This window comes from Alkalibacterium sp. f15 (genome assembly GCF_049389645.1).
Taxonomy (GTDB): Bacteria; Bacillota; Bacilli; order Lactobacillales; family Carnobacteriaceae_A; genus Alkalibacterium.
This window is the reverse complement of sequence record NZ_CP186540.1, coordinates 864,324-877,620: the sequence shown is the minus strand read 5'-3', so window position 1 is coordinate 877,620 and position 13,297 is coordinate 864,324. Positions and strand designations below refer to the sequence as shown.

The following is a 13,297-nucleotide window of genomic DNA, read 5'->3' as shown; positions in this document are numbered from 1 at the left end:
CTTACACGAGGCAAGGATACATTGATGGTTTTTTATTGTTTTTATGACACTAAGGAGGAGTAAACATGGTGAAAAGTGATATCGAAATTGCCCAATCTACGGAAATGTTCCCAATAGGAGACATTGCAAAAAAAATAGCTGTCAGCGAAGAGGATCTGGATCATTACGGAAAGTATAAGGCCAAGGTAGACTTCAGTGCATTACATAATAAAGAAAATAAAAATGGGAAATTGATTTTGGTGACGGCCATTAATCCCACACCAGCTGGCGAAGGGAAAACCACGACGTCTGTTGGTCTGGGCGACGCTTTGCAGAAAATCGGAAAAAAGGCAGCTATCGCTTTACGTGAGCCTTCTTTAGGTCCGGTATTTGGCATGAAAGGTGGTGCAGCTGGCGGAGGGTATGCGCAAGTTATTCCGATGGAGGATATCAATTTACATTTCACTGGTGACATACACGCTATTGGCGCAGCCAATAATTTAGTCGCCGCCATGATAGATAATCATATTTATCACGGTAATGATTTGAGAATCGATCCTAGACGTGTGACTTGGCGCCGCGCAATGGATATGAACGATCGTCAACTTCGTTCAATTGTGAGTGGTATTGGCGCCAGAACAAACGGCATGCCAAGAGAAGACGGCTTTGATATCACGGTTGCTTCTGAAATTATGGCAGTGCTTTGTTTATCACATTCGCTGGCTGAAATGAAAGAAAAATTAAGTCAGTGTTTGATCGGCTACACCTTTGATAACGAACCCGTTAAATTAGGGCAGTTGAAGGCACAGGGGGCTGTAGCGACCCTGCTTAAAGATGCATTGAAACCTAACTTGGTACAGACGCTTGAACATACACCGGTGTTTATTCATGGGGGACCGTTTGCGAATATAGCCCACGGGTGTAACAGTTTGCTAGCAACGAAAATGGCTCTCGCTCATGCCGATTACGTCGTGACTGAAGCCGGTTTCGGAGCTGATTTAGGTGCCGAGAAGTTTATTGACATCAAATGCCGTATCGGAAATATCAAGCCGGATGCTGTGGTTATCGTGGCCACGATTCGGGCACTTAAGATGCATGGCGGCGTTAAAAAGGCAGACTTAGCTGAAGAAAATACAGAAGCACTAAAAAACGGATTGCCCAACTTACTGAAGCATATTGAAAACATCCAAAAAACATTCAACTTGCCGGCTGTGGTGGCGATCAACGCTTTCCCTGGCGATACGCAGAAAGAATTAGACGTCTTAAAAGAAGCAATCAAAGAAACTGGAAGCAACGTGGTTCAATCAAATGTCTGGGCTGAAGGTGGCGCAGGTGGTATTGAACTGGCGGAAGAAGTCGTAAAATTATGTGAACAGGAATCTCAAATGACATTCGCTTATGAGCTGGAAGATTCCATTGCAACAAAAGTGGATAAAATTGTGCAGTCCGTTTACGGCGGAAAAGGGACAGAGTGGAGCGTAGCCGCAAAACGTACAGCTAGACGCTTAACGAAACTCGGTTACGGTAATTTGCCCGTCTGTATGGCTAAAACGCAGTACTCGTTATCCGATGATCCGAAAGCGCTAGGCAGACCCACAGATTTCGAAGTGAATGTCCGTGATTTATCCGTCTCTGCCGGGGCCGGTTTTATCGTGGTCTTGACAGGTGATATTATGCGGATGCCTGGATTACCCAAAGTACCTTCTGCTGAACAAGTGGATGTGGATGATGCAGGTAAAATTACCGGATTATTTTAAGGAGCGATTCGAATGAATGAAGTAATATTCTCAGCTTATTTAACGGAATTAGGATCCAAAGACGGCTCTTCCGGAGGCGGCAGTTCGGCAGCATACATTGGAGCGATGAGTGCTTCTTTAGCCCGAATGGTGGCAGATATTCAAAAAGACAAGAAAAAATACGCTGATCAAAAGGATAAACTCGTCTATCTCTTGAAAGAATCACAGCGGATCAGAGAATCGTTTGAGGATTTAGCCAAGGCCGATGCTTTAGCCTTTAAACCTGTTTTGGACGCGTACAAGTTGCCCAAAGAAACATTGGAAGAACAGGGTTTGCGAGACGCAGCGATCGAACAGGCGTTGAAAACGGCAGTAGAACCACCACGCACGATGCTGGATGAAGGGTTGAGTCTTATTCGTGTGTTAGAGGAACTGACCTCCATGCGCATGAAAGGGACGATCGTCAATGATCTGATGGTAGCGACACTGTTTATGGAAAGTGTTTTAGAAACCGCGGTGTTAAACGTTACAATCAACACAAAATTAATGAAAGACAATAACTTGAAGAACCAATTAGAAAAAGAAGCGAAAAAAAATCTGGTCCAAGGGAAACAACGACTCAAAAAATTATCCGATTCGATCAGCTTTTTCCTTGAACACAACAAGTGGCCAGAATACCAGACAGAGGAGGAGTGACATGACGGTTGAGTTAAGCGGAAAACCTGTGGCACGTAAATTATTGAATCAGGCTAAGCAGACAGTGGATGATTTGAAAAAAATCGACTATTTACCTACTTTGGCCATTGTAAGAGTGGGGACAGATAAATCCTCAATTTCATATGAAAATGCTGCAATTAAAGCGATGAAGCGTGTCGGCATTGAGGTTGAATCAGTTGTTTTTGAAGAAACCGTGACATCGAAAAAAGTAATAGACGCCATTATCGGACTCAATCGAGACAAAAAGATTCACGGCATCCTTGTCATGCAGCCTTTACCGGATTCGCTGTCCAGAAATGATATTGCACGCTGTATTAATCCCAAAAAAGATATTGACGGCCTGAGCCCTGAAAACTTAGGTCGGGTGGTGGAAAATGACAGAACTACGCTTGTACCCAGTACACCCAGAGCCGTTATGTCACTGCTAAAACATTACAACATTCCTTTAGAAGGAAAGGATATTTGTGTGATCGGGAGCAGTCCGGTGGTTGGAAAACCATTGACTTTAATGCTTTTAAACGCCGAAGCAACGGTAAGCAACCTGCATGTTAAAACAAAAGACACGAAACGCTATACTAAACAGGCAGATATTGTTATTTCTGCCACAGGTGTGGTCGAGTTGGTAACGGCGGACCATATTAAAGACGGTGCGGTGGTTATAGACATCGGTTTCGGTTATAAAGACGGCAAGCCCGTTGGGGACGTTAAATACGAAGAGGTGGCGGCGAAGGCTTCAGCAATCACGCCTGTACCTGGTGGTGTGGGAGCAATTACGACAGCGGTTTTAGCTGAACAAGTCGCTCAGGCAGCCTGGAATCAGTGCGTAGAGTAAACGGATAGTGAGGTGATTTTTATGGGGAAAGAAGAACTGCGTAAAGGAATGTTGATTTCGTTAGAAAAGCTTGGCTTGATAGAAAGAAAAAAAGCTGAAAAAGCGATGCATGAGCATTTATTTGCATCCTCTTTATGGAAACAAGCCCAATCGATTGGCGTGACATTGTCTACTAAAAAAGAGTGGGATACGAAAACAATCATCGAACGAGCCTGGATAGAAGGGAAAAGGGTGTGCATACCGAAAGCTATTCATCAAACGCGCGCCTTGGATTTTTATGAAATAACGTCATTCCTTCAAGTTGAAAGAGGGTATTTCGATCTGCTCGAACCGGTCGTCAGTGAGACGGAACATGTCGATGAGGCGACGATCGATCTCATGATCGTGCCGGGACTGATTTTTACTCGTTCGGGTCACCGTATTGGCTTTGGTGGGGGCTATTATGACCGCTTTTTAAAGCATTTTGAGAACACAACGGTGTCTCTTTTACATTCGAATCAGTTGATCGACTCATTCCCTGTTGAAAATCATGATATTCCGGTCCGGTATCTCGTTACGGAAGAAGGCTTGATGCGGACACAAGAAAAAAGTTGAACTGGTTTTTCTTGTAAGTTTAGCTCAACAAATATATACTAATAAAAGAGTAAGGGAAAAACGTTAAGTGCTAGGTGGATGGGATGTTGCCACTAGACGAAAAAACAAATGTTTTGCGATTTTTCTCTGCATCCGCTTTAAAACTGAATAGTTTTTTGGCGAGGACTCTTTAATTTGACTGCCTTTATACCGCAGTTCGATTGCCTTTTTCAGTAAATTTGTCTACTGAAGGAGTATGTAAATTAAAGGAGATCTTCGAATATGAATGAAACATTGAACAAATCTGTTGAACGTAAATTGCCATGGGATTATGCCATAATTGGTGTGATTGCTCCTCTATTGTTATCGTTGGTGATTCCGTTTTTAAGGTCACAAAACGGGACAAACGGGGCACACTATTTTGTTGGCCAGTATGAAAACTGGAAAATGGTTTTAATAGATGCTGTCTATCTCTTTGTTTTCACGGGAATATTATTTTCCCTAGGGATATATGTATATGGACGCTTAAAACGCGAGAGTACGTTAATTAGTCTTTTGATCGGTTTCTTGCTAACTGGTGCTGCCTATTTTTTGTTTTTACAGAATGAGGTTCTCGAAATACAGGGTATTTTTGCAGGCAACGGCGTGATATATGGCATCGTCTTTTTATTCTACGGCTGGATGCTGCTGTTTCGCATGCTGAGCTTGTCTAAATGGGAACTGGATACTAAAGGCATAGCCATCGTCGGCATATTAATGGCCATGACGATTGCCCTTGGGAAAATTGGTATAATGACACCGATTGTACGCATTACCTTTTCTTTTCTACCTACTGCACTGATTGGCCTACTATTTGGGCCGTGGGTCGGCGGGGTTGCCGCAGCGCTCAGCGATATTTTAGGCTTCATTATCGGTGGCGGCGTCGGTGGCTTCTTCCCCGGATTTACATTGTCTGCCTTTCTGAGTGGGCTGTCCTACGGTGTGTTTTTACACAAAAAGAAAGTCACGAAGAAGCGGGTGTTTATGGCTGTGGCATTTAACACACTATTTGTTAACCTGATGTTAAATACGCTCTGGCTTCATATATTGACGCAAAATCCGATAGCTGTTCTTTTACCACCTCGTTTGATTCAAAATGCGGTCACGTCAGTTATTCATTTCCTAAGCATCTGGTTTATTGCAAACAACAAACAATTGCGAAAAGTGTATATGAAATACTCGACTGCGAAGTCTTAGTGAATTAAATCAGAATAAGCCGCTCAAAAGTTTATCTAAACTTTTGAGCGGCTTATTTATTTAAAGGATTTAAGTGGAATGATTAAGCGCGCACGCCTAATCTCAATCGACATCATGGACAAAGATTATTGGCAGCGAATTGGTATCGCTCAAGAAGAAATACTTGTGGGCACGACGAATGCAGTACTTTTTATTCAGCTTAAATAGTGACGTCTTGACGTGTATATTTTGCAAACCAGTCCGTGGTGTCGATCCAGTCAATGTGACGAATATCTTCTAAAGCTATTCGTTTCAGCGTCTGGTCACGTTGTTTGAGGTAAATCGAATTCTCTTTGAACCCGATGATAAAGCCTTCAATATCCGGAAGATAGTACCCTTCTTTTATGACATCCAGTTGAATGGCAAGTGGTTTCTCTCGTGCGTAACTGCGATACAAACACGCGCTGATTTCTTCCATCGACTGTTGCGGTTTGGGAGAGATGAGTAGGGAGTACGTGGTTTGTTTTTGCTTTTTCAATGCCTCTGAATGGTCGGACAGCATCAACCCGAGCCACTTCATTTTCCCTCTGTCTTTGTAACCTAATGCATCAGGAGAAAGTGTAACTACTTCTTGTATCATTTGTTGTTCCTCCTTTAGTTTGATGAAGTGCTCGAATGATTATTTATCATCTTTTCCGGACCGGTGTCCACCTAGTAATTTAGCCCGTTGTATGGCCATCCCTCCGCGAGACAAACTGCTGGCATGTAGCAGCGACGTATACCCAAATTTTTTCCGAATAGAGTCAATGGTCTGGTCTAAATCTTCTTGACTGATCAAGGTTTCGGCTGCATCAAATAAGGAAAGCTGCAAAGCAGACTTTGCATCGATCTTGCCGAAAGTGACGTTCACGACACGAATGGGCACGGGTTCATAGTGGCGGTTAAAAATGATCAGTAAGCCTTCAACGATTTTTCTGGATGAATCTGTCTGTTCGATCAATAGTTGATGGCTAAAACCGCGTTCGGCGACATCTTTCGAATAACCGATGCTGAGTTTGACCAGACCAGTCGTAAGGTGGTGCTTACGCAAACGCAGGGCGTTCTCTTCAGCCATTTCCCGGATGACGATTTCCACTTCGTGTTTTTCAACATAATCCCTGTTCAATATTTGGTTTTTACTAAACGATGTTTGTTTTGGTGTAAAGTTTTCCGATAAAAGGGTGCGGTCTATCCCGTGAGAATGAAAAAAGAGTTGTTCGCCGATGACGCCAAACCGCTTTTTCAAACTCTTTAAATCAGCTTGTGACAGATCGTAAATAGAATGAATGCCCAGTCGCTGCAGATGCTTTTCGGTTCGTGAGCCGATGCCCCAGAACTCGTTCATCGGTGCGATTTCCCAAATGGTATGAGCGACGTCCTCGTAATGCCAGGCAGCAATATAGTTGTTTTTGGGATTGTGCTTGGCATCATGATCCAACGCTAATTTTGCCAGCAGTGGGTTGTCACCGATACCGATAGTGACGACCAGATTCATTTTTTTCCAGATGAGATATTGAATTTTTTTGGCGATCTCTTCTGTTGTTCCGAATAATCCGTGCGAGTGGGTGACGTCTAGGAATGATTCATCAATACTATAGACATGTAAATCGGAATCCGTGACGAATCGCTTGAATAGATTCACGATTTCCAGATTTTTTTCCACATATAACGCCATACGCGGTTCGACGATCTCTATCGCGGCATTTTTAGGGATTTCATACACGCGTGTACCTGTTTTCACCCCGTACAACTGCTTCACTAAAGGTGAGGCAGCGAGGACCAGACCGCCGTTATTGTCCGGTTTGCTGACGACGGCTATCTTGGCTTTGAGAGGGTGCTGTTTTCTTTCGACCGCTTCAACTGAAGCAAAAAAAGATTTCACATCGATACATAAAATGTCTCTATCCGGTTCGTTAGAGTAATCCATTACTTGTATCATGACTTGTTCTCCTTAAAGGGAATGTATGTTTGTTTTAAGTATAAGAACATATATTCGAATCGTCAAGGGGAACAATTTGGAAAAACAACTGGAAACAAAAAAAAGTCACTCACTATCATAGTGATAGCAAGTGACTGCGTTGATTATTTTATTTTAAGAAAGTAATACTTATTTTCCTTCAACGTATGGAACACCTTTGATCGACACGTCGATATTGCCACGCGTTGCTTTTGAATAAGGGCAATAGGTATGTGCTTTTTCTGCAAGTTTCTGCGCTTTTTCTTCCGGCATATCTTCCACGCCAACTTCAACCTCGACACTTAGTTTAAATCCGCCGTCTGTTGGGTCCTTGTGTAAGTGGACGGTAAGTGTGACTTGGGAACGGTTATCGATTTTCTCTTCTCTTTTATAATGGTCTAAGGCGGCATGATAACACGCACTGTAACCCATAGCGAAGAGCTGTTCGGGGTTCGTGCCGTTACCCTCGCCACCCATTTTTTTTGGTACATCGATGTTGACTTCATATGAACGGTCGGGTGAATGACTTTCACCTGCACGTGCTCCGGTATTAATTGCGGAGGTAGTGTATACAATTACTTCTGACATATTTAACTCTCTCCTTTTATTTGGTCTGTATCGAGTGTAACAAAAGAAAAGAGAATAGTGAAGTCAGAGGCTTTATAGGATTAAAGCATGAGTATTGATCGCTTGAGCCACACCGTTTTCATTGTTAGAAGTTGTTTCAAAATTAGCGACAGCTTTGACTTCTTTTGTGGCATTCTCCATCGCAATACCGATGCCCGCAAAGTCGACCAGATCGATATCGTTTCCGCTATCTCCAATTGCCATGACTTCTTCTCTGGCAATACCGAGACGAGTTGCTAGTGCTGCCACTGCTTTCCCTTTACTGGCTTCTTTATTCAAGATTTCAAGATAGAAAGGTTCGCTGCGTAAAATAGTATAGTTCTCCCATACGTTTTCAGGGAGGCGAGCAATAGCAGCTTCTAAAATAGGAGCCTCGTCGATCATCATCATTTTATTATAATTGACCGTTGGATCCATTTCTTCAGGCGTACGGTAGAATAAGGGGATATTTATAATAAACGATTCATGCACGGAATACTTACTGATATCCCTGTTAGGAGTGAAAATACCTTCATTATGAATGGCATGGAAGTGAGAACCAGCTTCAGCCGCTGCTTTTTCTAAAACAAGGTAATCTTGGTGAGTCATCGTATAGTCAATGATGCTTTCTCGGGTGTGGGTATTTTGAACAAGCGCACCATTGTAAGTGATAACGTAATCGTCGGATTCCTCCAGGCCAAGTTCTTCAATTAAGGGAATAACACCGGGAAAAGGTCTTCCAGTACAGAGAACCACATATATGCCAGCCTCTTTTGCCGCACGTACGGCTGCATTTACTTCTTTCGTAACTTTTCTTTCTTTATTTAACAATGTGCCGTCTAAATCGATAGCAATCAGTTTTACAGTCATTTTTTTCCTCCGTTTTTATGATGCTCTGGATGCGTAATGGCACCGTTGATAATGTAGTGCTGAAAAGCATCGTACTCTTCTTGAAATATGTTGATATTCGCCGTATCTCTTTCCAGGAATTCTTTGGGTACAAACAAACGATGATCTCCGTGTAAAATGCCGCTCAGTGATTTGACGATGGAGCTGACTGTGCTTATTTCTACTAACGTGCCGTCTGATTGGATGAGATGAATAGGCGTTTTATTCTTCAATTTATAATCATATGGTAAATCTGAACTGCTATTGGTTAGAGTGAATAGATTTTTATCGTAGTGAAGGTTACCAACAATATCCCTCAATATTTCAACGATTTCTTCGTCTTTACCTTTTTTAAAAGTAACTGACTTAAGTGGTTTTCGGTTCAGGAACATCTTTGATAACTCAGTCAAGTAAGCATCATCGCTTTCGGTCCACAGGATAATGGCGGTCTGTAAAACACCATCATCTAATTTCAAATAATCCTCTAGCGTTGCCGTTTCTTCAAAAAAAGGATCCAAAAGAGGGAAAACCGGGTAAAGTGTGCCGTCTTCAAAGAGTTGTTTGGCTCGGTAGAGTAAACGGTCTAAAGTGACTTCCATGCCACGAGAAGCGGGGTGGAAATATACCTGCATGTACATTTGGAAACGGCTGACGATATAATCTTCAACAGCATGCAGTCCCTGGTATTGAAAAGCGATGCCATCTTTATAAGGACGGATCACACGTAAGATACGCGACAGGTCAAAGGCACCGTATGTTGCGCCAGTGAAGAAGGCATCGCGTTGCAGATAATCCATCCGGTCCGCATCGATCTGACTTGAAATAAGCTGGATGACTTGCGGATTGCTGTGCTGTTTTGTGATGACACTGGCCACTTGATTAGGGAAATCCAACGACACCCGTTTCAGGACAGCGTTCACTTCAGTGTTCTCAGATAAAATGATGTCCGTCGTGATGGCTTCGTGATCTGTTTCGAATATTTTCTCAAACGTGTGAGAAAAAGGACCGTGCCCCACATCATGAAGTAAGGCAGCACAAAGTGTGACTAGGCGCATACTGGAATCCCAATCGTTAGGATAGTTACGTTCAAACATATCGACGATACGACGTGTCAGTTCATAAACGCCAAGGGAATGAGAAAAACGGGAGTGTTCCGCACCGTGAAAGGTGAATTGAGCCGTACCTAGTTGCTTGATGCGGCGTAATCGCTGAAATTCTCGCGTATCGATCAGGTCTAAGATCAATCGGTGATGAACGTGAATATAGTCATGGACCGGATCCTTAAAAACTTTCTCGAATGGGAGGCGGTCTGATTTTTCAAATGATTGGACACACATGCGTCTATCTTTTTACTTCAGCTTCTAAAATCGTGACTTTTAGAAGGTGCTTGGTGAAGTGAAAAGAACTCCTTTCTTTAACCTTCAGCACTGCAGGTTTATTGCGGCAACATTTTCTGATTGCGTTTGACCATTTTTTCTAACCCTTCCACATAAGACGCATGGATAGAAGGAGAAAAGGACCCTTCGCGTAACGTAACCGCGGCGTCTGTAAACACCGATTTTATAAGCTTTTTAACGTCTTCTACGGTAAAGGGATGATTCAAAGCCTGTTCCAAAGTGGTCATGGACTCGGGACGGACCGTTGGAAAGTTCCAGTTAGTCTTTTGCTGTTTAAGTCCGACATCATAAAACGTTCGGATCATCTCGGCACGCTTTTGTTGGTCCCCGGAAACACTTAAGTAAATCATGATAGCAATACCGCCTTTTAAACGTCTTTGAGCGATCCCGGCAATTTTCTTACCATTGATACTCAAATCAAATTCTCCGGGACAATATGAATCAGAAATCTCATACGCATCGACCTGTTCGTCAAATGACGAAAAAGCAGCCTGAATAATTTTGTGCATACGTGTATAACCATCATTGATGGAGAGACGGTTTTTTTCTTCAGGGAAAATGAGCGAAAAATTGAGGATGTCTTCATCGCTGACCACAGCCAGTCCGCCGGAATTACGCACCAAGTAGGGAAAGTTATAGGATGAAAAGATCTGAAGTGCATCATTTAAAAAAGGAAGTTTCGTATCCATCATCCCCAATATAACATAAGGAGACGTCGTCCAGAAATGTAAGATGGGTTGTTTTTTCTCTCCGGCTTCTTTAATTAAAGCATCCGTTAAGGCAAAATGAGAAAATCGGTGATCGGTGTATTCAATAGGAATATTATCGAAAACCGAAAATTTCGGTAGCGCGTTTAAAAAATCGAGAGAATCAGTCATTCGTATTCCGCCCTTTTCAGTTGTGATCGTTCGTTTCAGATTCAAGTATACCAAAAAGAAGAGGGGATTGGGGCGATTGCTGATGAATTATAGATGAGACGTTATGATACATTTATGCTAAACTAATAGAGAAGGTTTTGATATAATAAATGAAGAGAGAAAGATAGTAATGTGTAGTTACGCAACTAATCGTGTGTACTAACAGAGATGAGAAAGGAAGGGGCAACGATTATGCCTTCAGAAGAGTTGAAAAATGGTTTGCCAGCTGAAATTAAAATGGAAACCTCGTATGTACAAAACGGTGAAACGCATCATCATTCATTTGAAGAAAATGGACGTGTGGTGTATATGAATAGTAGCTATTATATTCGATTTGAAGAAGCTCATGATCTGAAAGCTATTCCGGTCACGATAAAAATCAATCCGGATGGTGTGGTCCAATTAATCCGACGTGGGGAACAAACCACACGATTCGTCTTTAATAGTGACCAGGACACTGAAACAAATTATCACACAGCGGCTGGAATCATGCCTTTACTCGTGACAACGACTGATTTACGTGTGAGCTATTATGATCGGCCGTTTGCCGGACGCATATGGGTAGATTATACTTTGTCAGCGAATCAGCAAAAATTAGGAGACTACCAGATTCGATTGCGTTTTACAACATAATCGTGTAATATTAGTGGGTTGAAACGAATAACATAAATTTAAAAATGAATGAAACGAATGAGAGGACGTGTAAGTCGTGGAATTAAATCAATTTAAAGGTCAATCCAAACAAGAATTAGCAATGGTAGACGTTGCGCACGCGATACTACAAACAACTGGACAAGTTAAGGAATTTAACGATTTATTATCTGAAGTTGCGGATTACCTAGGACTATCCAATTCAGTCTTGGATGAAGAAATGGTTCAATTTTATACAGATCTTAATGTAGAGGGCCGTTTCATTTCGCTTGGAGACAGTCGTTGGGGCCTGCGTAGCTGGTATCCTATTGATGCAATCGATGAAGAAATCACTCATGACAATGATGAAGAGGACGAAAAACCTCGTCGTAGAAAAAAACGTCGTGGCTTTGATGATGAAGATTATGATTACGATGACGAAGATCTAGACGAAGAAGATGATGACGAAGACGAAGATGATGACGATGATGACGAAGAGCCAATCAAATATGGTGCGGCTGTCGAAGTGGATGAACATGGTGTCATGGTAGATGACGATGACAGTGAAGATTTAGGCGAATACAAAGATGACCTCGATGATCTCGGTGATGAAGAAGAAGATGACGAAGATCTTAAAGGTCTAACCATCGTGGATGACGAAGAAGTCCTCGGCGATGATGAGGAAGACGACGAAGAGTAATCTTTTGTTCTACTAAATAAAAGAAATAAAGTAAAAGGAGAGTCATTCCCGGAGGTTAAAACCTCTAGGATGGCTCTCCTTTTTTGTGCTTTTCCATTTAATGCTAAATCTATTACTACAACTGAAACTCAAGCTTATGTATATAGAATAGGTACCGGAACAGTATGTCAGATAAGTTTGCGTTGGAGTGGTAATATTAGGGTAAGTAACTACAGATATAATAGTTTGGAAATAAAATCAACAAGCCTTCTATTTCCTACTGTTTATGATACTCTGGGTTATAGATTTATGTCAGTCCAACCAGCTGCATTAGCAGGAACGGTCCACGCCGGAACTTTTTCTGTTCCAGTATCAGTATCAAAGATAAAGTTAGATTTTTCAGGACTTCAGCTATATGATATGGCTGGTGATTGGTTAAGTGTTTTTGGAATAAGAAATGCTTCTGTTAACTAAATAATTAATTCACAGGGGGAAGAATGGAAAACAATAAACAAGTAAAAAGGATGTTAGAAAAAAACGGATCGAAGCTTAACATCAAGGGAAGTATAGCAGATCCGATCGATGTTGTTCTCAAGTTGGTGGACATTAAAAAATGTTCTAAAGAGATCATGCCAGAGTTCTATCTGAAACCAAAAACAGAACAAATGTACTACTCTATCAGAAATATACCTGAAAATATTAAACGAGAAGACTTTCTTTTAAATCCATCATTGGAATTCGAAAAAAAGCAGATATAGAAGATATAGATTTGAATATTTACGAGGTTCTCATTAATGAAAAGAGCCGGAAATATTATTTAAGTGATTTCGAGGATTCATATATGCTGTTTTTTGGAAACAGAAAAGTGATATATGTAGTGCTAGATCCCTATTTAGGTCTAGCCGATACTAATAGCGATTTATTTTTGAAAGAATACCTTTATGCGAGAGGAATCACAAAAAAAGATCTCGAAGAACAAACATTTAATTTGTGGGAGCATTTAACAAGTTTTGATTGATGGTTGCCGACGTTTGATTAAACTGAGAAGATAGAAGCAATAAAAATCAGCAGGCAGTCTGCAGTTGATTGACAATAAGATAACGTGATCGGTGAATCCTATTCTGATGAGGAA

The 13,297-nt window shown here is 41.7% G+C and carries 16 protein-coding genes and 1 riboswitch; of the genes, 10 read left to right on the top strand and 6 right to left on the bottom strand.

The genetic code is table 11. The features are described from left to right. Nucleotides 1–65 precede the first annotated feature (65 nt). The 6 genes from ACO1PF_RS04350 to ACO1PF_RS04325 all read left to right on the top strand — a co-directional run bounded on the left by ACO1PF_RS04350 (nucleotide 66) and on the right by ACO1PF_RS04325 (nucleotide 5,280). Nucleotides 66–1,736, top strand: coding sequence for a formate--tetrahydrofolate ligase (locus tag ACO1PF_RS04350; RefSeq protein ID WP_423190116.1), 1,671 nt, complete (start codon nucleotides 66–68; stop codon nucleotides 1,734–1,736). A 12-nt stretch (nucleotides 1,737–1,748) separates the two neighbouring features. Next, the gene (locus ACO1PF_RS04345) at nucleotides 1,749–2,411 is read left to right on the top strand and encodes a cyclodeaminase/cyclohydrolase family protein (protein WP_423190115.1); all 663 of its coding nucleotides are present in this window, start codon (nucleotides 1,749–1,751) and stop codon (nucleotides 2,409–2,411) included. Nucleotide 2,412: 1 nt separating this feature from the next. Next, nucleotides 2,413–3,264, top strand: coding sequence for a bifunctional 5,10-methylenetetrahydrofolate dehydrogenase/5,10-methenyltetrahydrofolate cyclohydrolase (locus ACO1PF_RS04340; RefSeq protein WP_423190114.1), 852 nt, complete (start codon nucleotides 2,413–2,415; stop codon nucleotides 3,262–3,264). A gap of 21 nt (nucleotides 3,265–3,285) precedes the next feature. After that, nucleotides 3,286–3,858, top strand: a complete 573-nt coding sequence (locus ACO1PF_RS04335) for a 5-formyltetrahydrofolate cyclo-ligase (RefSeq protein ID WP_423190113.1) — start codon at nucleotides 3,286–3,288, stop codon at nucleotides 3,856–3,858. A 43-nt stretch (nucleotides 3,859–3,901) separates the two neighbouring features. Further along, nucleotides 3,902–3,998: riboswitch (THF riboswitch) on the top strand. A 121-nt stretch (nucleotides 3,999–4,119) separates the two neighbouring features. Further along, nucleotides 4,120–5,073, top strand: coding sequence for a folate family ECF transporter S component (locus ACO1PF_RS04330; protein ID WP_423190112.1), 954 nt, complete (start codon nucleotides 4,120–4,122; stop codon nucleotides 5,071–5,073). Nucleotides 5,074–5,151: 78 nt separating this feature from the next. Continuing rightward, nucleotides 5,152–5,280: a hypothetical protein gene (locus ACO1PF_RS04325; protein WP_423190111.1), complete on the top strand. Its 129-nt coding sequence runs from the start codon at nucleotides 5,152–5,154 to the stop codon at nucleotides 5,278–5,280. Here the strand turns inward: ACO1PF_RS04325 and ACO1PF_RS04320 are convergent. From ACO1PF_RS04320 to ACO1PF_RS04295, 6 genes are all read right to left on the bottom strand, one after another. After that, entirely contained in the window at nucleotides 5,273–5,692 is a 420-nt protein-coding gene (locus ACO1PF_RS04320; protein ID WP_423190110.1) for a hypothetical protein, read from the bottom strand. The genes ACO1PF_RS04325 and ACO1PF_RS04320 overlap by 8 nt on opposite strands. A 39-nt stretch (nucleotides 5,693–5,731) precedes the next feature. After that, a complete protein-coding gene (locus ACO1PF_RS04315) occupies nucleotides 5,732–7,030 on the bottom strand; it encodes a Y-family DNA polymerase (RefSeq protein WP_423190109.1) in 1,299 nt (432 codons plus the stop codon). A gap of 168 nt (nucleotides 7,031–7,198) precedes the next feature. Next, on the bottom strand, nucleotides 7,199–7,636 hold the full coding sequence (locus ACO1PF_RS04310; protein ID WP_423190108.1) for an organic hydroperoxide resistance protein: 438 nt from the start codon (nucleotides 7,634–7,636) through the stop codon (nucleotides 7,199–7,201). A 72-nt stretch (nucleotides 7,637–7,708) separates the two neighbouring features. Continuing rightward, on the bottom strand, nucleotides 7,709–8,524 hold the full coding sequence (gene yidA / locus ACO1PF_RS04305) for a sugar-phosphatase (protein ID WP_423190107.1): 816 nt from the start codon (nucleotides 8,522–8,524) through the stop codon (nucleotides 7,709–7,711). Then, nucleotides 8,521–9,879 carry an HD domain-containing protein gene (locus tag ACO1PF_RS04300; RefSeq protein WP_423190106.1) on the bottom strand — a complete coding sequence of 453 codons (1,359 nt, stop codon included), beginning with the start codon at nucleotides 9,877–9,879 and terminating at the stop codon, nucleotides 8,521–8,523. The genes yidA and ACO1PF_RS04300 overlap by 4 nt, the downstream gene beginning before the upstream one ends. 98 nt (nucleotides 9,880–9,977) lie before the next feature. Further along, entirely contained in the window at nucleotides 9,978–10,817 is an 840-nt protein-coding gene (locus tag ACO1PF_RS04295) for a lipoate--protein ligase family protein (protein ID WP_423190105.1), read from the bottom strand. Between the two features lie 231 nt (nucleotides 10,818–11,048). On the opposite strand from ACO1PF_RS04295, the gene ACO1PF_RS04290 reads away from it, so the two are divergent. The 4 genes from ACO1PF_RS04290 (at nucleotide 11,049) to ACO1PF_RS04275 (ending at nucleotide 12,923) form a co-directional block, all read left to right on the top strand. Then, on the top strand, nucleotides 11,049–11,489 hold the full coding sequence (locus ACO1PF_RS04290; protein ID WP_423190104.1) for a DUF1934 domain-containing protein: 441 nt from the start codon (nucleotides 11,049–11,051) through the stop codon (nucleotides 11,487–11,489). 76 nt (nucleotides 11,490–11,565) lie between these two features. Continuing rightward, nucleotides 11,566–12,186 carry a DNA-directed RNA polymerase subunit delta gene (rpoE, locus tag ACO1PF_RS04285; RefSeq protein ID WP_423190103.1) on the top strand — a complete coding sequence of 207 codons (621 nt, stop codon included), beginning with the start codon at nucleotides 11,566–11,568 and terminating at the stop codon, nucleotides 12,184–12,186. A gap of 69 nt (nucleotides 12,187–12,255) precedes the next feature. Continuing rightward, nucleotides 12,256–12,639: a hypothetical protein gene (locus ACO1PF_RS04280; RefSeq protein ID WP_423190102.1), complete on the top strand. Its 384-nt coding sequence runs from the start codon at nucleotides 12,256–12,258 to the stop codon at nucleotides 12,637–12,639. A 23-nt stretch (nucleotides 12,640–12,662) separates the two neighbouring features. After that, nucleotides 12,663–12,923, top strand: coding sequence for a hypothetical protein (locus ACO1PF_RS04275; protein ID WP_423190101.1), 261 nt, complete (start codon nucleotides 12,663–12,665; stop codon nucleotides 12,921–12,923). The last annotated feature ends 374 nt before the right edge of the window (nucleotides 12,924–13,297 follow it).

Coding starts and splice junctions, on each gene's coding strand:
- ACO1PF_RS04350 (WP_423190116.1), top strand. CDS start 66: ATGGTGAAAAGTGATATCGAAATTGCCCAATCTACGGAAATGTTCCCA.
- ACO1PF_RS04345 (WP_423190115.1), top strand. CDS start 1,749: ATGAATGAAGTAATATTCTCAGCTTATTTAACGGAATTAGGATCCAAA.
- ACO1PF_RS04340 (WP_423190114.1), top strand. CDS start 2,413: ATGACGGTTGAGTTAAGCGGAAAACCTGTGGCACGTAAATTATTGAAT.
- ACO1PF_RS04335 (WP_423190113.1), top strand. CDS start 3,286: ATGGGGAAAGAAGAACTGCGTAAAGGAATGTTGATTTCGTTAGAAAAG.
- ACO1PF_RS04330 (WP_423190112.1), top strand. CDS start 4,120: ATGAATGAAACATTGAACAAATCTGTTGAACGTAAATTGCCATGGGAT.
- ACO1PF_RS04325 (WP_423190111.1), top strand. CDS start 5,152: ATGATTAAGCGCGCACGCCTAATCTCAATCGACATCATGGACAAAGAT.
- ACO1PF_RS04320 (WP_423190110.1), bottom strand. CDS start 5,692: ATGATACAAGAAGTAGTTACACTTTCTCCTGATGCATTAGGTTACAAA.
- ACO1PF_RS04315 (WP_423190109.1), bottom strand. CDS start 7,030: ATGATACAAGTAATGGATTACTCTAACGAACCGGATAGAGACATTTTA.
- ACO1PF_RS04310 (WP_423190108.1), bottom strand. CDS start 7,636: ATGTCAGAAGTAATTGTATACACTACCTCCGCAATTAATACCGGAGCA.
- yidA (WP_423190107.1), bottom strand. CDS start 8,524: ATGACTGTAAAACTGATTGCTATCGATTTAGACGGCACATTGTTAAAT.
- ACO1PF_RS04300 (WP_423190106.1), bottom strand. CDS start 9,879: ATGTGTGTCCAATCATTTGAAAAATCAGACCGCCTCCCATTCGAGAAA.
- ACO1PF_RS04295 (WP_423190105.1), bottom strand. CDS start 10,817: ATGACTGATTCTCTCGATTTTTTAAACGCGCTACCGAAATTTTCGGTT.
- ACO1PF_RS04290 (WP_423190104.1), top strand. CDS start 11,049: ATGCCTTCAGAAGAGTTGAAAAATGGTTTGCCAGCTGAAATTAAAATG.
- ACO1PF_RS04280 (WP_423190102.1), top strand. CDS start 12,256: ATGGCTCTCCTTTTTTGTGCTTTTCCATTTAATGCTAAATCTATTACT.
- ACO1PF_RS04275 (WP_423190101.1), top strand. CDS start 12,663: ATGGAAAACAATAAACAAGTAAAAAGGATGTTAGAAAAAAACGGATCG.